The organism is Chryseobacterium sp. BGA-UO-ETr-SB22 (genome assembly GCF_059567885.1).
Genome location: NZ_JCAQOV010000005.1, coordinates 66,572 through 91,390, shown reverse-complemented (window position 1 = coordinate 91,390; position 24,819 = coordinate 66,572). Strand labels below are relative to the sequence as shown.

Below are 24,819 nucleotides of genomic sequence, written 5' to 3'. Positions count from 1 at the left end.
AAAAACAAAAAAAGAGACCATCCAATGATAGTCTCTTTTTATTTTATAGTCTAAGAATATTAGAATAATTCTTTTCTGATGATGTTCTGACTTCTTTCAGGACCTACAGAAACCAAGTATACATTGATTCCTAAATATTTCTCAATAAACTCGATGTATTTCTGAGCAGTGTCAGGAAGTTCATCATAGCTTCTTGCTTTTGTAATATCTTCGTTCCAACCTGGTAAATCCTGATAGATTGGTTCGTAGTTGTATAATTTCTCTGTTGAAGAAGTGAAATAATCAATGATTTTTCCGTCTTCAGTTTTGTAGTGGGTTACTACTTTCAGGTTTTCAATTCCTGTAAGAACGTCAAGCTTAGTGATCACAAGATTGTTGATCCCGTTGATCATACAAGCATGCTTTAAAGAAACAAGGTCTAACCAGCCTGTTCTTCTTGGTCTTCCTGTAGTTGCTCCGAATTCACCACCAATCTGTCTGATTTTTTCACCCAGTTCGTTATCTAATTCAGAAGGGAAAGGTCCGTTTCCTACTCTTGTACAGTATGCTTTCGCTACTCCGATTAAGTTCTGAAGTGAAGTTGGTGGTACACCAGCTCCTGAACAAACACCTCCTGTAGATGGAGAAGATGAAGTTACGTATGGATACGTTCCGAAGTCGATATCAAGCATTAACGCCTGAGCTCCTTCGAATAAAACGTTTTTACCATCTCTGATTGCTTCGTTCAATTCTAATTCAGTATCAACGATTCTGTCCTGAAGTTGTTTTCCGATCTCTAAATATTCGTTATAGATTTCTTCAACGTCTAGAGTTGGTTTTCCGTAATATTTTTCAAAAAGAGAATTTTTAACTTTTAAGTTTTTCTCAATTTTATCTCTTAAAATTTCAGGATTTAAAAGGTCTACCATTCTGATCCCGACTCTTGCAATTTTATCTTCATAACAAGGTCCGATTCCTTTTTTGGTAGTTCCGATCTGAGTTCCTCCGTGTTCCTCTTCACGGTAAGTATCCAAAAGGATGTGGTAAGGCATGATTACATGCGCTCTTCTGCTGATAAAGATATGATCTGTTCTCAAGCCTTTGCTCTCAATCTGACCAACTTCTCTAATAAAAGACTTAGGGTTTACCACTACTCCATTCGCAATGATACATTTCCCTTTGCATTGAAGAACTCCTGAAGGAAGAAGGTGCAAAACGAATTTTTCTTCACCCACATAAACCGTGTGACCAGCGTTGTCTCCACCCTGGAAACGTACTACATAGTCCGATTTAGCCGATAAAACATCCGTGATTTTTCCTTTGCCTTCATCTCCGTACTGAAGACCTACAACTACATAAGTTGACATATTTTACTTTTGTTTTTAGATTCGTGCAAAATTACTTTTAAAAAATTGGGTGGGCAAATTTGAGGGGGATTTTATTTTGGGGTGGGGTGAAAATCATGGGGTTGAAATATTATTTTTATATTTGAAATCCATGAATACTAAAAATATATAAAATGGCTAAAATTAAATATGACTATTGTTTCTTCACAACAGAATTAGGAGATTTTTTTCTTCTAAACACAGAAAAAGATATTGAGAATATTGAAATTTTCAAAAACATTATCTATGTAAAACAACTTGAAAATAGCTTTACTACAGGTATTAAAATTCCCGAAGATAAAATGTACAAATTAATGGGTAATTTATTTAAAATTGATCATCAGGACATTTTCCAAGATGTTCTTAGATATAATTTAGTACAATATTATAAAACGTCAATTTATTTATGGTCAGCATTAGATACCTATCTAAACAAAGAAAATGTAACAGTTTTAGAAAGTTTAGTAGAATCCGGAAAATTTCCAGAATACAAGCTGTATGAAAATCCTTTTCTATTTAAAATATTTAATAGATAAATATGAATAATTCTAGTAATAAAAATATTGAAAAAAATTTAAATTCAATTGATTATAATTATATAAACTTCATTCATACTGAAACACAAACTTTAGGAAACTATCTAATTTGGATTTCTACTATAGTTATTCTTCTTAGTACGAATATAATTTCAATATCAGAAATAGAATTTAATGGTCTTAAAATAGAGATACAAAAAGAATATATTTCTTATATCCTTTTTGTAATTAACTCTTATTATTTTATACGCTTTTATTATCTTTTAAGTTTTGATAATTTAAATTTTAAAATGCCACAACAAGTTGATTTAATAATAAATGAAGCTAAAGAAAAGATAAAATATTATTCTTTATTTATTTTACAATATAAAAATGATATTACTAGAATTACAAATCAAGCAATCAATATTCATGACGAGGAAATAAATGAAAATATAAAAAATGCTAAATTAGAAGTTTTAAAAAATGAGATTACAAACTTACAGAATCAAGTAGAAGATAATTTCAGCTCTATTAACTATTTTTCAGAATTACTGGAAAAGACTGAAAGCAAATTAGTGATAGGAAATAAACATCTAAAAAACAACAATTTAATAAATAGTTACTTCCCAAAATTGATTTTTACAACATCTTTATTGGCAGTTTTATGGAGTTTATTTAAATTGATTTTCTATTGAAATACTATAAATCTATTTATTGCTTCAATCTCCTCCAAAAATACCCCATCATGCGAAATCACCACCAAAGTTCCATGATAATCTTTAGTAGAATTCGTCAGAATTTCCACATTTTGAAATTCTAAATTATTTGTCCGTTATCAATAAATAATTGTTTTGTAATCTTAGTGATTTTATACTTAATAAAATGGCTTAATCTAAAATTTTAATTTCGAATGAAAAGCACATGTTTATCTATTTTTATATTTTCTCTGATTATTCCTTTGAGTTTTCCACCCAACAGAATTGAAAGCCGAAAATATAAACTGACCGGAAAAATAGTAAATGATATTTCTCTTCCTCCTGGTTGTGGATATATTGCTTATGCTACTATGATAGAGTTTGAAATTATTAATTCAAATATAAATAACTACCCAGATAAAAAAATTCCTATTATCGTAAAATGTCCTGAGTTTTATGGAGATCACTTTTTTGAAAAAGATAAGATTTATACATTATGTCTCATGGATAAAAGCCAGACTGATTTTGGTTGGACCATTACAAATTTAAGTGTAGAAAAGAAATATAATCTGGATAAAAGATTATGGGCAATATCAATTAAAAAAGAGGAATAGTTTCTGTTCATTCAAAACCTTTTTTATTCCCTATCTTTGATTAGCATCTAAACAAGTTCCTATGCCATTATCCAAAACATCAGCATACTTACCATCAAATATAAACAGCGAATCCCAACTTTATTACACTCTATTTTCGCCCGAAACAATAAAAGCTACCTTATTAATTGTTCATGGCATGCAGGAACACAGCGGAAGATATGCTGAGATTGCAGAATATTTTGCCAGTCATGGAATTGCTGTATTGACTTATGATCATTTGGGACATGGAAAATCGGTGAAAGAGAAAAAGGACATTGGTTTCTTCCAGCTTGAAAAACCGGATGAAAGGCTTGTAGCCGATGCAGAAATGATGGCTGATTATCTTGCAAAGCAATATCCGGATGTTCCGCATTTTATTTTAGGACATTCGATGGGATCTTTTATTACCCGTTGTCTTCTTCAAAAGGCAAGCAGTAAGTTTGCAGGAGCTATCATTACAGGAACCGGCGGACCTTTACCAGGAATTGACTTGTTAAGAGGTTATTTGTTATTAGCTACAGCTATTGCACCTCGTCACCGTACTTTTTTGAATTCTGTTTTCACAAACGTTAATAACAAACATTTTAAAAAGGATAAAGATTTCAGCGATACCAGCTGGCTCAGTGTAAATCCTAACAACAGAAAAGCCTTTGAACAGGATGAACTTTGTGGAATTCCATTTACCCATAATGCTTTTTATACTTTATTTACCATTTATAAAAGGGCTACAGCAAGAAACTGGGCTGCTTCTATTTCCCAATCTTTTCCCTTCCTTTTTGTAAGCGGGCAAAATGATCCGATTGGTGATTTTGGAAAAGGGGTTATGCATACTGTTGACCATTTAAAAGCTGATGGTTTCCAAAATGTTGATGTAAAAATTTATCCAGAGATGCGCCATGAGATTCTTAATGAAGAAATACGGGAAGAGGTACTGAATGAAATCTATCATTGGATATTAAAGAATTAAAAACTCTCGCAGATTCATAAACTAATAAAGTCATGAGAATACACATTTTCGGAGCTTCAGGTTCCGGGGTTACCACTTTAGGAAAAGCATTGTCTGAGGAACTCAATCTTGAATATTTCGACAGTGATGATTTTTTCTGGCTTCCAACACCAATTCCTTTTACAGAAAGACAAAACCCTGAAATAAGAAATTCAACCGTTTCGGACACTCTTCATGCTGCTGAAAACTGGATTTTTGGAGGTTCAATCATTCATTGGGGTGAAAATATATTTCCTGAATTTGACCTGATTATTTTCCTCTATCTCCCTCCTGACGTAAGATTGCAAAGGCTGCGAAAAAGGGAGCATGAAAGGTATGGTGATGAAATTATCATCAATCCGGAAAGAGTAAAAAAATTCCAGGAGTTTATGGGTTGGGCTAAAGATTATGATCACAACACAGGTATTGCCAACAGAACATTAAAAGCCCACCTTGAATGGTTATCTGAGATGAATATCCCTTTGATAGAACTTTCAGGTGATTATGATCTGTCTCAAAAGATGAATATTGTTCTGAATACAATAAAACAGGGAAACTTACAGGCTAAATAGAGATTGCTTCGCTTTGCTCGCAATGACAAAGGTTATGTTACTTTCAGAAGAATTGTTATTTTAGAACACTGAAAAAATAAAATCAATCACCGTGACTCTAGAAGAACTTATAAAAGATAAGGCAGTAAAATCAAAAGAAAAAGTTGAGATCATTAGTAAGTGGATTATCGACACTTCCTTACCTGTTGATGAACTGATTGCTTTCGCTGAAAAATCCAAAGATCCCGTAAAAGCAACCTGCATTGAAGCAATAGAATATGCAACAAAACAGAATGCTAGCCTTGCGGATGAAACCGTATTTTCATTTGTCACCCAAACGCTTACCGAAAAAGCACCGAGAATAAAATGGGAAAGTGCCAAAGTAATAGGTAACACCGCTCATTTGTTCACAGAAAATCTGGATCAGACAATTGGCAACCTTTTGGGGAATACAAAACATGAAGGAACTGTGGTACGTTGGAGCGCAGCATTTGCATTGGGCGAAATTTTAAAACTGAAAACCCCACACAACTCTACCCTGCTTCCAGCTCTTGAAGATATCAGTGAGAAAGAAGAGAAAAACAGTATCAAGAAGATTTATTTGGATGCGATTAAGAAGACAAAGAAATAATTCTTTTCATATAAAAATCCCGGATAATGATTCCGGGATTTTGTTTTATAAGTTTTGGCTGAAGCCAATGGATTTTCACTGATATTAAAAGACGGGCTGAAGCCCGTCTCTATTGAATATTTCCCACACTATACATTATAAAAAATCTCTTAGCTAAGCATCAATTCCCGATCAATCCCAATCTCCTCCAGAAAAATTTTATCATGGGAAATAACTAACAGCATTCCCTGATAATCTTTAATGGAATGGGTGAGAATTTCCACATTCTGAAGATCAAGGTTATTCGTTGGTTCATCAAGGATTATGATATCCGGAGCTTTATTACTAATAGAAAGTCCGCAGAGAAGCAACCGCAAACGCTCGCCTCCACTCAGCATACCACATTTTTTATCCCAGGTATCTTTACCAAACAAAAATCTGGACAGTAATGTTTTCACCTCAAATTCCTGCAGCTCATTATCATTAAAGGTCTGGACAAAATCATAAAGAGTAGAGTCATTATCAATCAGAGAATATTCCTGATCAATATAAATGCTGTTAAACTCTGCTCTGTCTATTTTCCCTTCGGAAGGTTCGGTATTTCCCAGCAGAAGCTTTATGAGAGTGGTTTTTCCTGAGCCATTCGAACCTTTGATTGAGATTCTTTCTCCACTTCGGATATCAATATTGAGATTTTCTTTCCACAGATTTCCATTCCCATAATTGAAGTTTATATCTTCAGCCGTCATTAAAATCTTTCCTGAATGCAGATTGGAATCATTGAAATTCACCTTCATCTGCTCAGAATTCTTTACAGAGGAGCGCAGATCTCTCAAACCCTCTGAAATTCCACTGATTTTCTCTGCATGAACACTTTTCAGCTTTGAGCTATTTTTTTCAGCATTATTCCGAAGAGTGTTCATCATAATCCGAGCAACCCCGGATTTTTCCTGTTTGTTCTTTCCTTTTGCATCCAGTTTCTGCTTGCGTTCTAAAGTTTCTCTTTCTTTCTCCTTCGCTTTTTTCAGGGCTCGTTCTTTCGCGTGAATATCATTATGCAAAGCTTCTTCCTCCACTTCTTTTTGTGCTGCATAAAAATCATAATTCCCGCCATACGTGGCAATTCCCTGATTACTTAGTTCGAACAGGGTATCAATAAGATTAAGCAAAGTTCGGTCGTGGCTTACAATAACCACTGTTGCATCTGTTTTATCAATCAGATCATACAGTAACTTTCTTCCCTTAAGATCCAGATGATTGGTAGGTTCATCCAATATAATGATATCAGGCTGATTGATCTGAATTCCGGCAAGAAAAACCTTGGTTTTCTGACCACCGCTTAAGCCTTCCAGCTTTTGAGTCAATTCAAAATTGTCAAGTCCCCAATGCTCCAATGCCTGTCGGCAACGCTCTTCAATTTCCCAGTCGTCATTGAGAATTTCAAAATAAATTTCATCTACTTCCCCATTGGTTATTTTTTGGAGCGCATTCAGTTTCTGGTCTATTCTCAGACATTCAGCAATGGTAAGATCATTACAATTCCCAAACATCTGTGGAACATAAAAAACAGGTCCCGAAATAGTACTATTTCCGCTTAAAGGCTGTATTTCGCCTGCGATAATTTTCAGCAGGGTTGATTTCCCCATGCCGTTGCTTCCCACCAAAGCAGATTTGGTGTGAGAAGGTATTGTTAAATTGGTATAATTAAATAGAAGATCTCCTCCCGGAAACCCAAAGGATATATTTTGCAGTAAAATCATGATTTCTTTCTTAATAATGGTTAAACACCAGTAACATTTTAGCTACTGTTTTATTGAATCTGAAAGAAATACTATCCTACATGTCTGTATTTTGGGTTTTGAAAGTACAAAGGTACTCATTTTCCGGAATATTTATTTTTTTATAAATTATCAAGACATTTATCATCTCTTTTTCCTTCTGCATATCAAACAGCAGACCTTTACTATCTTTCAAAGAATTCATTTTTTTGAGGCTACACGTTCCTATATCGTTTAATGCTTTATACTTATTCTGATTTAAACAGCCTTCATCATGATACCTAAATCTGCCATTCTGAAACCATCAAACTTTCAAACTAATAAAAACAGGAAAGTATTTTAATCAAAAATCCGTAACTTTGCCTCCTACTAAAAATTTTATGGAAAGCATTAAAGTTCACGACAAAACTTTCGTTCCTTATTTAAAGGATGCCGAAATTCAGGAAATTGTAAAAGAGACAGCGTTAAGAATTTATGAAGATTACAAAGATGAAGTACCTGTTTTCATTGGCGTTTTAAATGGGGTGGTCATGTTCTTCTCAGATCTTTTAAAATATTACCCGGGGGAATGTGAAATTGCCTTCATTCAAATGAGTTCTTATGTAGGAACAGAATCTACAGGGATTGTTTATCAGAAAATGGAGCTTACTAAAGAAGTGAAAGACCGTCACATTATTCTTGTGGAAGATATCGTAGATACAGGAAATACTGTTGAAAGTCTTTTCAAATATTTTAAAGAAACACAACGTCCTAAATCTGTAAAACTGGCTAGTTTCTTACTGAAACCTGAGATTTACAAGAAAGATTTCAAACTGGATTATATTGGAAAAGAAATTCCAAACAAATTTGTACTTGGATACGGACTTGATTATGATGAATTGGGAAGAAACCTACCTAATTTATATCAACTGGCAGAAGGACAAATCAACCATTAAACGCTGTTGGCTATTAGCTGATAGCTTTTAGCTTAAAAATTATATAAAGAAATAAATTTAATAATAACTTAAAAAAGCTGAAAGCAAAGAGCAAACTGCCAAAAGCGAATGTCAATTGCTGAAAGCGTATCAAAATTATGATAAACATTGTTCTGTTCGGCCCTCCAGGAAGTGGAAAAGGAACACAAGCTCAGAATCTAATCGAGAAATTCAATTTAAAACAGGTTTCAACAGGTGATCTTTTCAGATATAATATGAAAAATGACACTGAACTTGGAAAACTGGCTAAGTCATACATCGATAAGGGAGAATTGGTTCCGGATCAGGTAACAACAGATATGCTGATCGATGAGGTCAAAAAACCTACTGATACCAACGGTTTTATTTTTGACGGATATCCAAGAACAACTGCTCAGACAGAAGCTTTGGAAACCATCGTTAAAGAAGTACTGAATGATAAGATAGACATCTGTCTTTCATTGGTAGTAGAGGACACAATTTTGGTTGAAAGACTTCTGAAAAGAGGCGAAACCAGCGGAAGATCAGACGACAGCAATGTAGAGATCATCGAAAACAGAATTAAAGAATATTATACTAAAACAGCAGAAGTTGCCGAGCTTTATAAGCAGCAGGGTAAATATGTAGAGGTAAACGGTGTTGGAGAAATTGATGAGATTTCCCAAAAACTTTTCGCTGAGGTAGAGAAAATTAAATAATCGAGATATGGGTGCAGGATACGAAATTTCGTTCCGTGCTCGCAACTCGCAACACAAACTATATGTCTAACTTTGTAGATTACGTAAAAATCCATTGTAAAAGCGGACACGGAGGTGCTGGTTCTGCCCACCTTCGCCGTGAAAAGTATATTCCTAAAGGAGGTCCTGACGGAGGTGACGGAGGTCGTGGCGGACACGTCATTATGAGAGGAAATGCTCAGGAATGGACTTTACTTCCACTTCGATACACCCGTCACATAAAAGCAGAACGAGGTGAAAACGGAGCAAAAAACCAGCTGACCGGAGCTGACGGTTCTGATATTTATATCGATGTTCCTATTGGGAGTATTGCTAAAAATGAAGAAGGTGAAATTATCGGAGAAATCCTTGAAGACAAACAGGAAATTATCCTGATGCAAGGTGGAAAAGGTGGAAAAGGAAACGAACACTTCAAATCTTCTACCAATCAGACTCCTAGATATGCTCAACCCGGAATGGATGGTGAGGAAGGCTATGTTGTCTTCGAACTTAAAATTTTGGCTGATGTAGGCCTTGTTGGGTTTCCAAATGCCGGAAAATCTACACTTTTAGCATCTGTTTCTGCAGCAAAACCAAAAATTGCTAATTACGCCTTTACCACCCTGACTCCTAACCTTGGAATCGTGGATTACAGAAATTACAAATCTTTTGTAATGGCTGATATTCCAGGAATTATTGAAGGAGCAGCAGAAGGAAAAGGATTAGGACACAGATTCCTGAGACATATTGAAAGAAACTCTATCTTGTTATTTTTAATTCCTTCTGATTCTGAAAATCACTTCCAGGAATTCAAAATTCTGGAAAATGAACTGAAGGAATATAATCCTGAACTTATGGATAAGGATTTAATTATTTCCGTTTCAAAATCTGACCTTTTGGATGATGAACTGAAAAAGGAAATTGCAGCAGAATTTCCTGAAAATAAGCAGCCTTTATTCTTCTCAGGGGTTACCGGAGAAGGTCTTATGGAGCTGAAAGATGCTATCTGGAAGCAATTACACGGATAGAAAAACATAGATTTATCAGTTATATTTTTTATAAAATGAAACTGCAATATAAAAGACAGCCTCAGGAGAACCTGAGGCTGTCTTCATTTTTTTCTTCCATTCAATATTTTAAATCATTAAGAAATAAAGTATAGTCAAGATTCATCATTTCAACAAAATAAAAATTTAAACAGGTTTTCTATTTTATATTTAACATAAAAACAAAAGAAGATTGCAGCTTTTGGAACAATTATTGGGAGACCATCCGAAATTGAAAAAACTATGAAATATTTACTGGGCCTTTGTGCATTTGTATTTTTATTTTCCTGTACTTCTCAGAAAGTAAACTCCCAATATTCTACCATTGAATATGAGGCTACTCCCTGTTTTGGATTCTGTCCTGTATTTAAAATGACAATCAGCCCGGACAGAACGGCTGTTTTTGAAGCAGAACATTTTAATTTTAATGATAAACCTTCAAAAGATGAATTTTCCAAGCCTCGTGAAGGAACTTTCAAAGGAACAATCAAAGAAGAGGATTACAATAAATTAATCAGTTTGCTAGACGGGCTCAATGTAAAAAGCTTAAACGACAAGTATGGTGAGAAAAATATCACCGATCTTCCCACTTCTTATTTAAGAATCAAATTCGCTGACGGAACTTCAAAAAATATTGAAGATTACGGAAAACACGGAAGTGAAAAACTTTCAGAAGTGTATCAGTTTTTTGAAAACTTAAGAAAAAATCAGCAATGGAGTAAAGTGAAATAGTTTCACTAAAAAAATATTTAAATTATCTTTGCAACAGTAATTCCTTCATTTGGAGGAATTATTTTTTTTGTAAACTATTAACCATTTAAAATAAATATGAAGAAGCACATTTTTTTCATTGCAGCATTTGCTTTCTCAGCAATATTTAATGCACAACAAAACACAAAAGATCCGGCATCTATGAGCTTTGGTGTAAAGGGAGGATATTCCTTATCCAATATGAAATTTTTTGGAACTGAGCTGGATTCAAAATCCTATTTCTATGCAGGTATCGTAGCAGAACAACCTTTATCTTCTAAATTGGGTTTGCAGGCTGAATTACTGTACACTCAACTGGGTGGTAAAGATGCTTATCCTTGGTACGAACTGGTAGGCAACGAGGTGGTAAACACGGGGAATATCAACTTTGATTACAAATTCAATCAGATACAGGTTCCTATTTCAGTAAAATATTATATTGTTCCAGAGCTATCTGCATCTGTAGGAATGAACTTAGGGTTTAACATATCATCCAAAGTAAAAATGAATACTCCTTTTGGTGAGATCCAAACCCACAATTACGAATCTGTAAAAACCTTGAGTTTATTTCCTTTCCTTGGCGCTGAATACAAGCTCAATGAGAAATTTTTTGTTGATGCCAGATACCATTTCAATTTTATAGAAATGAATAAAAGCAATTCAGTTCCTATAAAAATTGGATTTCTGCAGGCGGGTGTAGGATATAGGTTTAAATAAACTTCAGACTTTTAATAGAAATAAATGGCGGCTCATATTCGGGTGGCCATTTCTGTTTTTCAATAGTTACATAAGTCTAAAAAAGTGGAATAAGATACTTAAAAATATTTAGACTACCTTTGCAGAATGTAATTCTTTCAGACTGAAGGAATTTTTATTTAAATTTTAAAATAATTCATTTGAATTTTACAGACTTAAACTTAATAGAACCTATTGCAAAAGCAATCCAGGAGCAGGGATACACGACTCCTACTCCTATCCAGGAAAGATCTATTCCTGATATCCTAGAAGGCAGAGACTTTTTAGGCTGTGCACAGACGGGAACAGGAAAGACTGCTGCTTTTTCTATTCCTATTCTACAGAATTTATCCAAAAATAAAGTTCCCAATAAACATATAAAAGCGTTAATCCTTACACCTACCAGAGAATTGGCAATTCAAATTGAAGAAAACATCAATGCCTATGGTAAGTACCTTCCATTAAAGCAACTTGTTATCTTTGGAGGGGTAAAACAAGGGAATCAGGAAGCTGCTCTGAGAAAAGGAATTGATATTCTTGTTGCAACACCAGGAAGACTTCTTGATTTTATTGCCCAAGGCATCGTCAGCTTAAAAAATCTTGAAATATTTGTTCTTGATGAAGCAGACAGAATGCTTGACATGGGGTTTGTACACGACGTAAAAAGAATCATTAAGCTTTTACCACAGAGAAGACAGACTTTATTTTTCTCCGCAACAATGCCGGGAGAAATCCAGAAACTGGCCAATTCTATCCTTAATAATCCTGTAAAAGTAGAGGTAACTCCGGTTTCTTCTACAGCAGATACCATCAAACAGTCGGTTTATTTTGTTGAAAAAGAAAATAAACTGGATCTATTGACCCACATTCTTGAAAATGACATTTCAGATTCGGTACTGGTATTTTCAAGAACGAAACATGGTGCTGATAAAATTGCAAGAAAGCTTCAGAAAGATAACATTTCTGCTGAGGCCATTCACGGTAATAAATCTCAGAATGCGAGACAAAATGCTTTAAACAACTTTAAATCCGGAAAAACAAGAATTCTTGTTGCCACAGATATTGCTGCAAGAGGGATTGACATTGACGAATTGAAATTTGTGATCAATTTTGAGCTTTCTGATGTTTCGGAAACGTATGTACATAGAATTGGAAGAACAGGAAGAGCCGGAGCTGAAGGTAATTCTATCTCTTTTGTAGACGGACTTGATCTTTTAAATCTAAAGAATACTGAAAAACTGATTGGAAAGAAAATTCCTGTGATCAAAGAACATCCGTTCCATACTGATAATTTGATTGCTCAGAAAAGGGATTCTAATAACAGACCTGCTTCTTCAGGCGGTGATAGACCTAAAACATCTGGTAATAGTAACTCCAGACCTAATAAAAAGCCATCAGCGGGAGCTACGGCCGGGTTTAAAAAGCCTAAAAACAAGAATTTCACCAGAAAGAAATAAAAACAAAACCCTTTTCAAATTGAAAAGGGTTTTTATTTATCTTAAAGTTGAGAACTTTTATGATTGAAAAAGATTCTTTGCATTTTCTGTAGTGATACAGTCTATCTCAGATAAATCTTTCCCATAGATATCCACAAGTTTACCAGCTACCAGGTCAAGATAGGAGCTTTCATTTCTTTTTCCTCTGTGCGGAACGGGAGCAAGATAAGGAGAGTCTGTTTCCAGAACAATTTTATCCAGGGGAATTTCATTCAGAAACTGGTCTATTTTCCCGTTTTTAAAGGTTACTACTCCACCGATTCCTAAAATGAAATTAAGGCCTATAGCATGCTGTGCCTGCTCCAGGTTTCCAGAAAAACAATGGAAAATACCTCTCAGCTTCGGATGTTTTTTTCTTTCCAATACATCAAATGTCTCATCAAAGCTATCTCTTGTATGAATCACAATGGGAAGATCTTTTTCTATCGCCCAGTCAATCTGCTGTTCGAAGGCTTTCACCTGAATATCCAGCGTTGTTTTATCCCAATACAAGTCGATTCCGATCTCTCCTATTGCAGGAAAAGGTCTCTGATCAAGATATTTTTTTACAATTTCAAGTTCTTTTTCCCAAGATTCCTGTTTTACATAGCAAGGATGTAATCCCATCATTGAAAAAATTTGTCCCGGATATTCTGTTTCCAACTGCAGCATCTTCTCATGAGATTCGGAATCAATTGCAGGAAGATAGAATTCTGTAATTCCTTTGTCTAAAGCTCTCTGAATAGCTTCTTTTCTATCTTCATCAAATTCTTCTGCGTATAAATGTGTATGTGTGTCAATCATTTTTCTTAGTATTTTAACAGATCTTCATAGGGATTTTCAAGTCCCAGCAATATTCCGAAAGCCGGCTCAGTTTTTATTCCCTCTTTTTTAAGTTCTATTATTTTCTGTTTAAATTTTTCTCCTTTTTCCTGTAATATTTTGTATTCAGCAATCATATGAAGGTAAGCGTTTTGCTCTATTGTAGGCTTATTCTGAGCGAAAATCTCAATGGGAAATTCTTCCAGCATAAAATTTAATGTAATACATTTTTCACCGTTTATGATAGGATGTTCAACGTCTACATCATGAGGAATAAATCTGCTAAACATCAAATCATCCAGAAAGTCCTCTTCAAATCTTAAATCAACCTCAAAAATAATATCCAGATCACTTCCTTCAATATCAATTTCAATAGGAATGGTTCCCGCTAAAATGGGCGAATATTCCCTTAATTTTTCAAAAATCTGATGTTTTGCAAGAACTTCATACGCCCTTTTCTGTCTTTCATTCCCACTTTTCAGATAGTCAATTCTGGTGAAATCGAGCATTTAAAATATTTTATGTTTTACCTTTTTACGCTGCACTTCAATTCTTTGGTCTAATTTCTCCCGGAATTCTATAAACTTAGGATCTTTCTTGTCGCTGGTCTTATGTTCCAAGGCTCTGATAATCTTAAAGTTCTCTTTAATAAAACCCTGAGTATCTCCTGAAAAATAGGCATTCCCAAACTTCTCAAAAATATAATTAACCGCCTGTGTGCTGGGATGAATCATATCTTCTTTATAAAAACGATAATCGCGGAGATCATCCATCAAAATTTCATAGACCGGCAAATAATGGCAGTCTTCAAAGAGAGAAATAGATTCGTGAATGGCTGTAATTAATTTGGATTTACTCAATTGATTTTCTACCATTCCATCCTTGGTATGTCTTACGGGTGAAACAGTAAACAGGATCTGAACTCCTTCTTTACAGATGTCTTTAAGATCAAGAATAGTCTGGTAAATCGAGCTCGTTAGCTCCTGATGGGAAAGTAATCTTTTCTCAAAAAACTTCTGTGGAATTTTGTGACAGTTGGCCACCAGCTTGTTCTTAGGAAGAAATTCATAGATAAATGAGGAACCGTAGGTTATAATGATCCAGTCAGCTTCCTGAAGAAAGGCATTTCCGGCTTCGATTGCTCCATTTATTTTGTCTAAGGTCTGATGAATATAGCGGGTATCAAAACTGGTGTGGTGATCCAGAGAAATATATTCTTCATTGTAGGTAATCAGTTCTTCCTCTTCATAAAACGCAGAATCATGTAATCTATTGATTGCGCTGTTGATGGAAAAAGGATTAAAAATCGTCCCAAAAGGATTATTAAGGGTTTGAAGTTGTCCATCCTGAAGTAAATCAGTCATCTCAGAGGCAAAACATGAGCCTATTGAAAATATTTTATCTTCAATCTCAATTTTCTTATCTGATGCAGGAATATCAACTTCTGTTCTGAATTTCATTGTACAGGTATTAGGTGGCAGGAAACAGATAGCAGGTAAATTGCTGTTACCTGCTACCTACCTTCTGCTGCCTATATTAACTCTCTCTTCTCAACAAATAATTTGCCAGTTCGATAAAAGGTTTTTTCTTTTCTTCAGGAACATCTATTTTCTGAAGATAGCTTTGTCCAATTTCATTATGTTTTTCAATCAGACGTAAGGCTTTTTCATCCACTTTTGTTCTTCTGAATATCTTTTCTACTCCGTAAACTTTATCAACGTTTTCCGTCTTTTTAGAATACCAGTAGTCCAGTTCTTTTCTTTCTTCATCAGTAGCATGTTCTCTTGCTAACAAATACAGTACGGTTTTCTTGTTTTCGTAAATATCTCCTGCATGTTTTTTTCCAAACTGTGCCTGATCACCGAATACATCAAGATAATCATCCATAATCTGGAATGCAATTCCGATATGTTTTCCGAAATTGAAAATAGCTTTGGCATCTTTAAAATCTGCTCTTGCTATCAAAGCTCCGATCTCAAATGAAGAAGCACTCAAAACCCCTGTTTTATAAGTAATCATTCTGATATAGTCATCAAAAGTAACGTCTTTCTGAGTTTCAAAGTTGATATCATACTGTTGTCCTTCACAAAGCAGAAGTCCGGTGTGTGTAAATATTCTGATACATGCTTTAAAGATTTCAGGTTCAAGATCCTCAAAAAACTTATAGGCTTTAAGCATCAGTCCGTCTCCGGAAAGAATACCCACATTAAGACCGTGTAAAGTATGAATGGTAGGTTTATTTCTTCTTAAAGGAGCTTCATCCATAATATCATCATGAATCAGCGTGAAATTATGGAAAAACTCGATAGCCAATGCCGGCTTAATAGCCTGTTTAAGATCTCCGCCGAACATCTCACAAGCCATTAGTACCATAATAGGACGAAGACGCTTTCCACCATGGGAAATAATATAATTCATCGGGTCATACAGCTCCGAAGGTTTATCTTTAAAAGTATATTTAGTGATGGCGTCTGCAACAATCTGCTGGTATCTGTCTAAAAATTCCATAAAATCTTTTAATTTGAACAAAAATACGATTTTTCGAGGCTTTATAAAACAAAAAACTTTGCCCAAACGGACAAAGTTTATATAAATATTTTAATTTTTCTTATGATAAGAAAGAGACTACAAGATAAGTAGCACCTGCAACAATTGCAGAGATTGGAATAGTTAAAATCCAAGCCCAAAGAAGACTTACTGTGATTCCCCATCTTACAGCAGAAACTCTTTTTGTAAGACCAACCCCAATGATAGAACCTGTAATTGTATGTGTTGTAGAAACAGGAATACCAAAGTGATCTGTTATGAATAAAGTAATAGCTCCTGCAGTTTCAGCACTTACCCCTTCTAATGAAGTTACTTTTGTAATTTTAGTACCCATTGTTTTGATGATCTTCCAACCACCGCTCATTGTACCTAAAGCAATTGCAATAAACGAAACCAAAGGCACCCAGATATAATGCTGTGCAAAATAGTCAAAACGTCCTGCAGATGCAATATTTAAATATTCAGCATCCTGAAGCATATTAACATGATAATAAATAACTGCTGCTCCAATGATCCCCATTACCTTCTGAGCATCGTTTAAGCCGTGACCTAAACTAAATAATGCTGAAGAGGCCAGCTGTAATCTTTTGAAAGATTTATCAGCTTTGTATGGGTTTGATCTTTTATAAAGGTGAACAATAATTAATGTAATAATGATCGAGATAATCATCCCTATGATCGGTGCCATGAAAATGAACAGGAAGATAGGAATTACTTTATCAAATTTCACTACACTCTGATGAGTAACCTGGCTGGCTGCTGTTTTAAGCATATCCCAAGTTCCTAAGTTTGGCTGAGTTGCAGCAACATCATGAAAATCCAACATAAAAGCGTGCATCAAAGCCGCTCCAATGAAACCTCCGATCAGCGTATGTGAAGATGATGAAGGAATACCAAACCACCAAGTTAAAAGATTCCAGGCAATGGCCGCAACCAAACCTGAAAATATAACTTCGAGGGTAATAAAATTCTCGTTAACAGTTTTGGCAATTGTATTACCAATTTTGAATTCTCCAATAATATAAGCGGCAATAAAGAATGCTGCAAAGTTCCAAAGTGCTGCCCAAAGTACAGCCTGGAATGGAGTTAAAACTTTTGTAGAAACAATAGTCGCAATTGAATTGGCAGCATCATGGAAACCATTAATGTAGTCGAAAACCAAAGCCAAAGCAATAATAACTATAAGTAAAATAGGAAATTCCATTTGTTAATTATAATTATTAATTATGCGTATTTAATCATGATGTTCTCAATTGTATTGGCAACATCTTCTGCTTTGTCAGTTACTATTTCAAGATAATTAAGTACAGATGAAACTTTAATAATGTTTATCGCATCATTTGTTTCGAATAATTCTACCATAGAATTTGACAACAAATCATCAGCAATATTTTCGATAGAATTTACTTTGATACAAGCTTCTTTTACCTGTTCCATGTTTTTGAACCCTTTAAGGTTTTTCATAGCATTCTGAATTTCAAGACATGCTTTGTGGATCAATAAAGAGAAGTCTGAGTAAGCCTTCATCTCCGGTGATTTGTACAGGAAGATATATTTTGTGGAAGCGTAGATATAATCAGCGATATCATCCAGTCCTGTTGCCAATGTGTGGATATCCTCACGGTCAAAAGGTGTAATGAAGTTTTTCCCTAATTCTACGAAAATTTCGTGAGTAAGTTCATCATTCTTGTGTTCGAAGTCACTCATTTTCTTCAACATTGAATCGTCATTAAGATCGAAATCTTTGATTCCTGTGTTGAAATCTTCTGACATTGCAACTAGATTTTCAGTTACTTTTTCGAAAAGTACAAAGAAGATTTTATCTTTTGGTTGAAAAGCGTGGAAAATATTACCAATTCCCATTTTTTAGTATTTATAATTCGTGTGCAAATTTCCTAAAAAAGGATTGCACGTGAAACTATATGACATTAAGTTTTGTTAACATTCGCTTACCTCCTGATTATCAAATAAAAAAACCGGCATCAAAGCCGGTTTTATATAGTAATTGATAAGATTAGTTAGCTACTTCAGCTCTCATATCTTTTCCTTTGAACTTCATAGATTGAATATTGCTCAAGACATTGTCTTTAAACGATTTTTCAACTTCGAAGAAAGAGAATTTCTCTAAGATTTCGATATCTCCGATTTCAGCTCTTTTCTTGCTTTTTCCATCATCAGTAGCTTTATTGATAATATCTAAAACATCAAGCTTTTTCAAGTGGTCTTTTTTCCCAAGATTAAAGAAGAACCTTACCATGCTCTCATCTTTTCTTCTTGGTTTTCCACCACGGTCTCTATCTCTTCCGCGATCTCTGTCTCTGCTGTCTCTGTTATCTCTATCACGACCTCTATCTCTGTCTCTATCACGACCACGGTCTCTTCTTGAGTAATCATCATCTCTGCTGCTCAATTTCTGCTCAGTAAGATCGTGCTTGTCTTTGTAATATAAAGCAAGGTCTTTCAATTGGAACTGTAGCAACTGGTGCACCAATTCTTCTTTTGTAAATTTGCTTAGATCCGGAATCAGGCTGTCATCAAATTCGAAAAGATCCTCGTGCTCCGTCAATAATTTGTCGAATACACCTCCTACCTGAGCTTTGATAATATCTTCACCTGTAGGAATGAATTTTTCGTTAATTTCAATTTTTGTCGCAGATTTGATCTGTTTCAGTTTTCTGCTTTCTTCAGGCTTTATCAAAGCCATAGAAATACCATCTTTTCCAGCTCTACCTGTTCTTCCGCTTCTGTGAACGAATACTTCAGGATCATCTGGTAAAGAGAAGTGAATAACGTGCGTAAGAGAATTTACATCCAATCCTCTTGCTGCAACGTCTGTTGCTACAAGAATATCAATGTTTTTCAATCTGAATTTCTTCATTACCGTATCTCTTTGCGCTTGAGAAAGGTCACCATGAAGAGCATCAGCTGCATACCCGTTCTGCATTAGAAAATCTGCTACCTCCTGAGTTTCCATTCTCGTTCTACAGAAGATAATAGAGTACTGATTAGGGTTAGCATCAATTAATCTCTTCAATGCTTCTTTTTTCTGACGGTACCCTACTACATAGTATTCGTGAGTAATGTTCTTCTTCACTTCGTTGATAGAACCTACTGAAATACGGTGTGGTTTTGTAAGGTAATTTTTGGAAATTCTTTCCACTTCTTTATTCATCGTTGCAGAGAATAAGAAAGTTTGTTTAGTTTCCGGAGTTTCTCTTAAAATGGTTTCCAATTCGTCTTTGAATCCCATAGAAAGCATTTCATCGGCTTCATCTAATACCAACCAATGAATCGCAGAAAAGTCAAGTGCTTTTCTGTTGATAAGATCTATTACTCTTCCCGGAGTTCCCACAATAATCTGTGGTTTATCCTTCAAAGATCTCATCTGATCTACAATACTACTTCCACCATAAACTGCAGTAGTTTTGATGTCCTTCATGTACTTAGAGTAATTCTTTATGTCCTTCGAAATCTGAAGACATAATTCCCGTGTCGGACAAAGCACCAATAATTGGATTTTGCGACTCGTATCGTCAATCATATCCAAAATCGGAAGCGAAAACGCTGCTGTCTTGCCTGTCCCTGTTTGCGCAAGTGCGATCAAGTCGCGAATATCTGAAAGAATAAAAGGGATAGTCTGTTTTTGGATTTCTGTTGGGCTTTCGTAGCCCAGTTCGCCAATTGCCTTAAGGATATCAGGACTTAAATTGGTTTCCGTAAATAAATTCATTAACTATTTTAAAATTTTTGCAAAGATACAACAAATATTTGACTTGTTTTTGAATAAAGTTTTAAATATACAAACTTAAATTCAGAATCTTTTAATATATTTTTAATTTTTTGAAAATTAAATGTAAAAAAATAAGCTTTAGGTTAAATACTTGTTAAACATTATTTTTTTTTATTAAATTGGATTGATTTTTTCTGTGATATTTATGAATTTTCAAAAATAAAACCATGGAACGCAAATTTTTCTTTTTGATATTCTTATGCATAGCCTTTGAAATATTTGCTCAGACATCCAATTATCCATCCTCCTGGACATTGGAAAGTTGTATTGAATACGCAAAAGAGAATAATATTTCTATTAATTCTCTAAGGCTTTCAAAAAATTCAGCACAACAAGATCTTCTTCAGGCAAAAGATGCCAAATACCCAAATCTAAGTGGAACAATTTCACAAGGATTGTTTGCCCTCAACGGAAGTGACGGACTTCATATGACAGGTCTGCAATCTCAAAATATCGGAGCCAGCTCTTCCATGACCCTGTACCATGCCGATTACATTAAAAACAATGAAACATCCAAACATCTATTGTTACAAATGGCCGATCTCTCTGTACAGGAATCAGAAAATAATATTACCCTGAATATTACCCAGGCTTATCTGAATATTCTGATGAATCAGGAAAATATCATTTCTCTTGAAAATGTTCTGAAAACTACGCAAACTCAATTGAAACAAGGAGATCAGCTCTATAAAGCAGGAAGTCTTTCAAAATTAAATTATCTTCAGATTCAGTCGCAGGTAGCTCAGGATCAATATAATCTTACTTCTGCTCAAAATAATCTGCGGACTAATACGGTTAATTTAAAACAAATCCTTCAGCTTCCTTCCCAATATGATTTTCAGATTGTAAAACCCGACAGTATTATTGTAGAGGATCAGCTCAAGCCATTAGAGGATGTTCAAAATACAGCACAAAACCAACGTCCTGAAGTAAAATATGGTGAATTGAGCGTAGAAAACTCCAATACGAATCTGAAAATGGCTAAAGCATCTATTCAGCCCACACTAAGCCTGACAGGAAATATATCTACCAATTACTCAAACGGCAATGGAAATTATTTTAATCAGTTTGGAAACAATTTTTATATGCCTATCGGGTTAAGTCTCGGAATTCCGATTTATAATAACAGAATTTATAAAACACAGATTGAGAAGTCTAAAATTGCTATTGAACAAGCCAATCTTGATTTATTAAATACTAAAACCGTCCTTAATCAGCAGGTAGAACAGTCATATATCAATCTTCAGAATGCCTTATCTCAGTATGATTCCGCCTACAAACAGATGGACATCAGCAAACAGAGTTATGATATTGTGAATGCCCAGATGAAAATCGGAAGCATTGATTATGTACAGCTTCAGCAGCAGAGATTGCTTTATATACAGTCTGTTCAGAATTATCTGCAGGCTAAATACACTGCCGTTCTCAATAAACAGATCTATGAATTTTACGCAGGTAACCCTATAAATCTAAAGTAAGCTATGAAAACAAAGAATAAAAAATGGTTGTATTGGATAGTGGGTGGCATCATTGTTCTAGGTGCAGCCTGGTTTTTCTTCATCAGAGAGAAAGAAATAAAAATTCAGCTGGAAACAGTAAAACCTGAAATGGGAGAACTATCCAATTCCATTACTGCTACAGGAACTATTCAGCCTGTGGATACTGTTGCAGTAGGTACTCAGGTATCGGGAATTATTAAAAATATTTACGTTGACTTTAATTCTACCGTGAAAAAGGGACAATTGCTGGCAACTTTAGACCCTGATCTTCTTCAATTCCAGTCACAGCAGATCAAAGCTAATCTCCAGAATGCCAAAAGTAATCTGGCTTACAACGAAATCAATATCAACAGACAGTCACAGCTGTACAAAGTGGGAGCCATCAGCAAAGCAGATTATGATAATGCCACCAATCAGTACAATGCTGCAAAAGCACAGGTAGGTTCTGTAAATGCCCAGCTTTCTACAGCCAACAAAAACCTGTCTCTTACTAATATCTATTCCCCGATAGACGGAACGATACTCAACAGGAATGTAAGTGAGGGACAAACCGTAGCGTCAAGTTTCAGTACCCCCACCCTTTTTAGTATTGCTAAAGATCTTACTAAAATGAGGGTACGTGCTTCAGTGGATGAAGCAGATATCGGAAATGTAAAAGTAGGTCAGAAAGCAACATTTACAGTGGATGCTTTTCCAGATGAGACATTTGACGGCCAGGTTTCCGAAGTCCGCCTCCATCCTACCGTTTCATCGAATGTGGTGAATTATACAACCATCATCAACGCAGATAATTCAGGCTTAAAACTAAAGCCGGGAATGACTGCAAATATTACAATTTATACGCAGGTTTTAGAAAATGTCATGAAAATTCCGGCAGCAGCAACCAGCTTTAGACCGGATAGCCTGATTATCAAAAAATACAGAATAAATTCTCCATTTGCCAACGGTAAAAAACACGAAAAAGACCAATGGAAGCAACAAAATAAAGGAGCCGAAAAGAAAAATGAAGCTGCTGTCTGGGTTATTGCGAAAGACAGCACTATTTCCCGTAAAAAGATAAAAACCGGAATGGATAATGATACCGAAATACAGGTTGTTTCAGGATTAAATAAAAATGACAATATCATTACAGGCTATAAAGTACTTTCAAAAAAATCTTCTGGCGGACAGGCTAAAAGTCCATTCATGCCTCAAAGAAGAGGTGGTGGAAACAACAGGAACAGCGGCGGTGGCGGCGGACCGAGATAACATAAATTTTAGCCAATCAACCTAAATAAATTAACTAGCAACTAGCAACTAGCAACTAGCAACTAGCAACTAGCAAACCTAAAAACAAAAAGTCATGGCAGAAAAAATTCTGGAGATCATGGATCTGAAAAGGGAATTCAGGATGGGCGAAGAAGTTGTTCATGCACTGAAAGGTGTCACATTTACAGTAGAGAGAGGTGAATTCGTGACTATTATGGGAAGCAGCGGTTCCGGAAAATCAACTCTGCTTAATATCGTAGGCTGCCTAGATAAACCGTCTGGTGGAGATTATATTCTGGACGGTGTTAATATTAAGAATCTTGACCGTGATGAACTTGCGGTTCTGAGAAATCAAAAAATCGGCTTTGTATTTCAGTCTTATAACCTTCTTCCAAGAACTACAGCAAAAGAAAATGTAGAACTTCCGCTTCTCTATAACTCAAAAGTATCTACTGAAGAGCGCCATACAAGAGCTTTGAATGCATTGACCGCAGTAAAGCTTGAAAGCCGGGTTGACCACCTTCCTAACCAAATGTCCGGAGGACAACAGCAAAGAGTAGCTATTGCCAGAGCTTTAGTAAACGAACCTGTAATGATTCTCGCCGATGAAGCTACCGGAAATCTAGACACCAGAACATCCTATGAGATCATGGCTTTAATGCAAGACCTGAATAAACAAGGACGAACAATTGTTTTTGTAACTCATGAACCAGACATAGCCACTTTCAGCAGCAGAACAGTAACTCTTCGGGATGGAAAAGTCATTAAAGACGTTAAAAATGAAAATATAAAATCAGCCAAAGATGCCCTGGAAAATCTTCCAGTAAATGATGATTATAAATAGTTTTAAACTAAAAATCTATTGCAATGAACCTCTCTAATCTTTTTAGAATTGCCTGGAAAGCCCTGTTACGGAATAAGCTTCGTGCATTTTTAACCATGCTTGGTATCATTATCGGTGTGGCTTCAGTGATTGCAATGACCGCCATTGGAGAGGGTTCAAAAAAAAGCATCAGCGATCAGCTTTCTTCAATGGGCTCCAATATGATTACCATACGTCCGTCCAGCAATGTGAATGTTTCCGGAGGAGCCAGAATAGGAGCTTCAGGGTTACAGACACTGAGACCGCAGGATGCAGATGCTATTTCAAAGGGAGCACCTGATGTTTCTTATGTTTCTCCTGCTGTACAGACCAACGGGCAGTCGATCAATGGTCCCAACAACTGGCCTACCCAGCTGCAAGGTGTGAATGAAGAATATTTTAATATCAGAGACTGGAGCATTGCGGATGGCAACCTTTTCACCAGAAAAGATGTAACTTCTTCCAATAAAGTCTGCCTTTTAGGTCAAACTGTTTACAACAGTCTGTTTCCTAATGGTGAAGATCCTGTAGGAGCCGTTATCAGATTCAATAAAGTTCCTATGAAAGTTATCGGAATCCTTGCTCCCAAAGGTTCCAATGCATTCGGACAGGATCAGGATGATGTCATTATCGCTCCGTTCAACACTGTTCAGAGAAGGTTTTTAGGAATCACGTATGTCCAGACGATTTACGCCGCTTCTTCAAACGAGAATACTTCACAACAAGCCACAGACCAGGTGTCGGAGATTTTAAGAAAACAACATAAACTACCTTCTGATGGAAGCAATGATGATTTCAGTGTAAGAACTCAGGCTGAATTGATCTCTACCATGAGTTCTACCAGCCAGCTTTTAACGGTACTTTTATCAGCCATTGCAGGTATTTCTCTTATTGTAGGAGGAATCGGAATTATGAATATCATGTATGTATCTGTTACGGAACGTACCAAAGAAATTGGGCTGAGAATGTCTATTGGTGCCAGAGGAAAAGATATTTTGTACCAGTTTCTTATTGAAGCAGTGCTTATCAGTATCACCGGCGGAATTCTTGGGGTACTTTTGGGTATTTTATCTTCAGAACTGGTTACTTTTTTCCTTTCATGGCCTACTTTCATTACGGAATCATCTATTATTGTTTCCTTTATCGTGTGTGCTGTGACCGGAGTATTTTTCGGGTATTATCCTGCATTGAAAGCTTCAAAACTTGATCCTATTGAGGCATTAAGATACGAATAGTTTTT

At 35.4% G+C, this 24,819-nt stretch carries 25 protein-coding genes; 16 read left to right on the top strand and 9 right to left on the bottom strand.

What is annotated here, in order from left to right; genetic code table 11:
- Positions 1–59: 59 nt before the first annotated feature.
- Positions 60–1,346 (bottom strand): adenylosuccinate synthase, encoded by a 1,287-nt coding sequence (locus AC57AW_RS07640; protein ID WP_318848885.1) that lies wholly within the window; start codon positions 1,344–1,346, stop codon positions 60–62.
- Between the two features lie 152 nt (positions 1,347–1,498).
- Between AC57AW_RS07640 and AC57AW_RS07635 the strand changes: the two genes are divergently transcribed.
- The 6 genes from AC57AW_RS07635 (at position 1,499) to AC57AW_RS07610 (ending at position 5,379) form a co-directional block, all read left to right on the top strand.
- Positions 1,499–1,900, top strand: coding sequence for a hypothetical protein (locus AC57AW_RS07635; protein WP_496351410.1), 402 nt, complete (start codon positions 1,499–1,501; stop codon positions 1,898–1,900).
- Positions 1,901–1,902: 2 nt separating this feature from the next.
- Positions 1,903–2,577 (top strand): hypothetical protein, encoded by a 675-nt coding sequence (locus AC57AW_RS07630; RefSeq protein ID WP_496351409.1) that lies wholly within the window; start codon positions 1,903–1,905, stop codon positions 2,575–2,577.
- 215 nt (positions 2,578–2,792) lie between these two features.
- Positions 2,793–3,191 (top strand): hypothetical protein, encoded by a 399-nt coding sequence (locus tag AC57AW_RS07625; protein WP_496351408.1) that lies wholly within the window; start codon positions 2,793–2,795, stop codon positions 3,189–3,191.
- A 61-nt stretch (positions 3,192–3,252) separates the two neighbouring features.
- Positions 3,253–4,179: an alpha/beta fold hydrolase gene (locus tag AC57AW_RS07620; RefSeq protein WP_496351407.1), complete on the top strand. Its 927-nt coding sequence runs from the start codon at positions 3,253–3,255 to the stop codon at positions 4,177–4,179.
- A 32-nt stretch (positions 4,180–4,211) separates the two neighbouring features.
- Positions 4,212–4,769 carry an AAA family ATPase gene (locus AC57AW_RS07615; RefSeq protein WP_496351406.1) on the top strand — a complete coding sequence of 186 codons (558 nt, stop codon included), beginning with the start codon at positions 4,212–4,214 and terminating at the stop codon, positions 4,767–4,769.
- Between the two features lie 91 nt (positions 4,770–4,860).
- Positions 4,861–5,379: a HEAT repeat domain-containing protein gene (locus AC57AW_RS07610; RefSeq protein ID WP_496351405.1), complete on the top strand. Its 519-nt coding sequence runs from the start codon at positions 4,861–4,863 to the stop codon at positions 5,377–5,379.
- A 149-nt stretch (positions 5,380–5,528) separates the two neighbouring features.
- Here AC57AW_RS07610 and AC57AW_RS07605 read toward each other — a convergent pair whose 3' ends face one another.
- Positions 5,529–7,118: an ABC-F family ATP-binding cassette domain-containing protein gene (locus AC57AW_RS07605; protein ID WP_496351404.1), complete on the bottom strand. Its 1,590-nt coding sequence runs from the start codon at positions 7,116–7,118 to the stop codon at positions 5,529–5,531.
- 398 nt (positions 7,119–7,516) lie between these two features.
- Between AC57AW_RS07605 and AC57AW_RS07600 the strand changes: the two genes are divergently transcribed.
- The 6 genes from AC57AW_RS07600 (at position 7,517) to AC57AW_RS07575 (ending at position 12,793) form a co-directional block, all read left to right on the top strand.
- Positions 7,517–8,071, top strand: coding sequence for a phosphoribosyltransferase (locus AC57AW_RS07600; RefSeq protein WP_496351403.1), 555 nt, complete (start codon positions 7,517–7,519; stop codon positions 8,069–8,071).
- Between the two features lie 137 nt (positions 8,072–8,208).
- The gene (locus tag AC57AW_RS07595) at positions 8,209–8,787 is read left to right on the top strand and encodes an adenylate kinase (protein ID WP_318848892.1); all 579 of its coding nucleotides are present in this window, start codon (positions 8,209–8,211) and stop codon (positions 8,785–8,787) included.
- A gap of 62 nt (positions 8,788–8,849) precedes the next feature.
- A complete protein-coding gene (obgE, locus tag AC57AW_RS07590; RefSeq protein ID WP_318848893.1) occupies positions 8,850–9,833 on the top strand; it encodes a GTPase ObgE in 984 nt (327 codons plus the stop codon).
- Positions 9,834–10,094: 261 nt separating this feature from the next.
- Complete coding sequence (locus AC57AW_RS07585; protein ID WP_496351402.1) at positions 10,095–10,583, top strand: DUF6438 domain-containing protein; 489 nt, start codon at positions 10,095–10,097, stop codon at positions 10,581–10,583.
- Positions 10,584–10,679: 96 nt separating this feature from the next.
- Positions 10,680–11,318, top strand: a complete 639-nt coding sequence (locus AC57AW_RS07580; protein WP_496351401.1) for a porin family protein — start codon at positions 10,680–10,682, stop codon at positions 11,316–11,318.
- A 179-nt stretch (positions 11,319–11,497) separates the two neighbouring features.
- A complete protein-coding gene (locus tag AC57AW_RS07575; RefSeq protein WP_496351400.1) occupies positions 11,498–12,793 on the top strand; it encodes a DEAD/DEAH box helicase in 1,296 nt (431 codons plus the stop codon).
- A gap of 57 nt (positions 12,794–12,850) precedes the next feature.
- Here the strand turns inward: AC57AW_RS07575 and AC57AW_RS07570 are convergent, their stop codons facing one another.
- From AC57AW_RS07570 to AC57AW_RS07540, 7 genes are all read right to left on the bottom strand, one after another.
- Positions 12,851–13,615, bottom strand: a complete 765-nt coding sequence (locus AC57AW_RS07570) for a TatD family hydrolase (protein WP_496351399.1) — start codon at positions 13,613–13,615, stop codon at positions 12,851–12,853.
- Positions 13,616–13,620: 5 nt separating this feature from the next.
- The gene (locus AC57AW_RS07565) at positions 13,621–14,142 is read right to left on the bottom strand and encodes a DUF4269 domain-containing protein (protein ID WP_496351398.1); all 522 of its coding nucleotides are present in this window, start codon (positions 14,140–14,142) and stop codon (positions 13,621–13,623) included.
- Complete coding sequence (locus AC57AW_RS07560; protein ID WP_496351397.1) at positions 14,143–15,093, bottom strand: GSCFA domain-containing protein; 951 nt, start codon at positions 15,091–15,093, stop codon at positions 14,143–14,145.
- Positions 15,094–15,169: 76 nt separating this feature from the next.
- On the bottom strand, positions 15,170–16,141 hold the full coding sequence (locus tag AC57AW_RS07555; protein WP_047374128.1) for a polyprenyl synthetase family protein: 972 nt from the start codon (positions 16,139–16,141) through the stop codon (positions 15,170–15,172).
- A 100-nt stretch (positions 16,142–16,241) separates the two neighbouring features.
- On the bottom strand, positions 16,242–17,384 hold the full coding sequence (locus AC57AW_RS07550; RefSeq protein ID WP_318848900.1) for an inorganic phosphate transporter: 1,143 nt from the start codon (positions 17,382–17,384) through the stop codon (positions 16,242–16,244).
- A 20-nt stretch (positions 17,385–17,404) separates the two neighbouring features.
- Entirely contained in the window at positions 17,405–18,043 is a 639-nt protein-coding gene (locus AC57AW_RS07545; RefSeq protein WP_042723220.1) for a DUF47 domain-containing protein, read from the bottom strand.
- A 151-nt stretch (positions 18,044–18,194) separates the two neighbouring features.
- Entirely contained in the window at positions 18,195–19,910 is a 1,716-nt protein-coding gene (locus tag AC57AW_RS07540) for a DEAD/DEAH box helicase (RefSeq protein ID WP_318848901.1), read from the bottom strand.
- Positions 19,911–20,137: 227 nt separating this feature from the next.
- On the opposite strand from AC57AW_RS07540, the gene AC57AW_RS07535 reads away from it, so the two are divergent.
- From AC57AW_RS07535 to AC57AW_RS07520, 4 genes are all read left to right on the top strand, one after another.
- Positions 20,138–21,448 carry a TolC family protein gene (locus AC57AW_RS07535; protein ID WP_496351396.1) on the top strand — a complete coding sequence of 437 codons (1,311 nt, stop codon included), beginning with the start codon at positions 20,138–20,140 and terminating at the stop codon, positions 21,446–21,448.
- 3 nt (positions 21,449–21,451) lie between these two features.
- Positions 21,452–22,717, top strand: a complete 1,266-nt coding sequence (locus AC57AW_RS07530; protein WP_496351395.1) for an efflux RND transporter periplasmic adaptor subunit — start codon at positions 21,452–21,454, stop codon at positions 22,715–22,717.
- Between the two features lie 94 nt (positions 22,718–22,811).
- Positions 22,812–23,561 (top strand): ABC transporter ATP-binding protein, encoded by a 750-nt coding sequence (locus tag AC57AW_RS07525; protein WP_496351394.1) that lies wholly within the window; start codon positions 22,812–22,814, stop codon positions 23,559–23,561.
- A 23-nt stretch (positions 23,562–23,584) separates the two neighbouring features.
- Positions 23,585–24,814, top strand: a complete 1,230-nt coding sequence (locus AC57AW_RS07520; protein WP_496351393.1) for an ABC transporter permease — start codon at positions 23,585–23,587, stop codon at positions 24,812–24,814.
- Positions 24,815–24,819 lie beyond the last annotated feature (5 nt).

What these genes read in the sequence shown, in the direction of transcription:
- AC57AW_RS07625 (WP_496351408.1), top strand. Translation starts at nt 2,793, where the DNA reads ATGAAAAGCACATGTTTATCTATTTTTATATTTTCTCTGATTATTCCT.
- AC57AW_RS07640 (WP_318848885.1), bottom strand. Translation starts at nt 1,346, where the DNA reads ATGTCAACTTATGTAGTTGTAGGTCTTCAGTACGGAGATGAAGGCAAA.
- AC57AW_RS07635 (WP_496351410.1), top strand. Translation starts at nt 1,499, where the DNA reads ATGGCTAAAATTAAATATGACTATTGTTTCTTCACAACAGAATTAGGA.
- AC57AW_RS07540 (WP_318848901.1), bottom strand. Translation starts at nt 19,910, where the DNA reads ATGAATTTATTTACGGAAACCAATTTAAGTCCTGATATCCTTAAGGCA.
- AC57AW_RS07550 (WP_318848900.1), bottom strand. Translation starts at nt 17,384, where the DNA reads ATGGAATTTCCTATTTTACTTATAGTTATTATTGCTTTGGCTTTGGTT.
- AC57AW_RS07595 (WP_318848892.1), top strand. Translation starts at nt 8,209, where the DNA reads ATGATAAACATTGTTCTGTTCGGCCCTCCAGGAAGTGGAAAAGGAACA.
- AC57AW_RS07605 (WP_496351404.1), bottom strand. Translation starts at nt 7,118, where the DNA reads ATGATTTTACTGCAAAATATATCCTTTGGGTTTCCGGGAGGAGATCTT.
- AC57AW_RS07525 (WP_496351394.1), top strand. Translation starts at nt 22,812, where the DNA reads ATGGCAGAAAAAATTCTGGAGATCATGGATCTGAAAAGGGAATTCAGG.
- AC57AW_RS07580 (WP_496351401.1), top strand. Translation starts at nt 10,680, where the DNA reads ATGAAGAAGCACATTTTTTTCATTGCAGCATTTGCTTTCTCAGCAATA.
- AC57AW_RS07560 (WP_496351397.1), bottom strand. Translation starts at nt 15,093, where the DNA reads ATGAAATTCAGAACAGAAGTTGATATTCCTGCATCAGATAAGAAAATT.
- AC57AW_RS07565 (WP_496351398.1), bottom strand. Translation starts at nt 14,142, where the DNA reads ATGCTCGATTTCACCAGAATTGACTATCTGAAAAGTGGGAATGAAAGA.
- AC57AW_RS07585 (WP_496351402.1), top strand. Translation starts at nt 10,095, where the DNA reads ATGAAATATTTACTGGGCCTTTGTGCATTTGTATTTTTATTTTCCTGT.
- AC57AW_RS07535 (WP_496351396.1), top strand. Translation starts at nt 20,138, where the DNA reads ATGGAACGCAAATTTTTCTTTTTGATATTCTTATGCATAGCCTTTGAA.
- AC57AW_RS07570 (WP_496351399.1), bottom strand. Translation starts at nt 13,615, where the DNA reads ATGATTGACACACATACACATTTATACGCAGAAGAATTTGATGAAGAT.
- AC57AW_RS07600 (WP_496351403.1), top strand. Translation starts at nt 7,517, where the DNA reads ATGGAAAGCATTAAAGTTCACGACAAAACTTTCGTTCCTTATTTAAAG.
- AC57AW_RS07555 (WP_047374128.1), bottom strand. Translation starts at nt 16,141, where the DNA reads ATGGAATTTTTAGACAGATACCAGCAGATTGTTGCAGACGCCATCACT.
- AC57AW_RS07615 (WP_496351406.1), top strand. Translation starts at nt 4,212, where the DNA reads ATGAGAATACACATTTTCGGAGCTTCAGGTTCCGGGGTTACCACTTTA.
- AC57AW_RS07520 (WP_496351393.1), top strand. Translation starts at nt 23,585, where the DNA reads ATGAACCTCTCTAATCTTTTTAGAATTGCCTGGAAAGCCCTGTTACGG.
- AC57AW_RS07545 (WP_042723220.1), bottom strand. Translation starts at nt 18,043, where the DNA reads ATGGGAATTGGTAATATTTTCCACGCTTTTCAACCAAAAGATAAAATC.
- obgE (WP_318848893.1), top strand. Translation starts at nt 8,850, where the DNA reads ATGTCTAACTTTGTAGATTACGTAAAAATCCATTGTAAAAGCGGACAC.
- AC57AW_RS07620 (WP_496351407.1), top strand. Translation starts at nt 3,253, where the DNA reads ATGCCATTATCCAAAACATCAGCATACTTACCATCAAATATAAACAGC.
- AC57AW_RS07530 (WP_496351395.1), top strand. Translation starts at nt 21,452, where the DNA reads ATGAAAACAAAGAATAAAAAATGGTTGTATTGGATAGTGGGTGGCATC.
- AC57AW_RS07630 (WP_496351409.1), top strand. Translation starts at nt 1,903, where the DNA reads ATGAATAATTCTAGTAATAAAAATATTGAAAAAAATTTAAATTCAATT.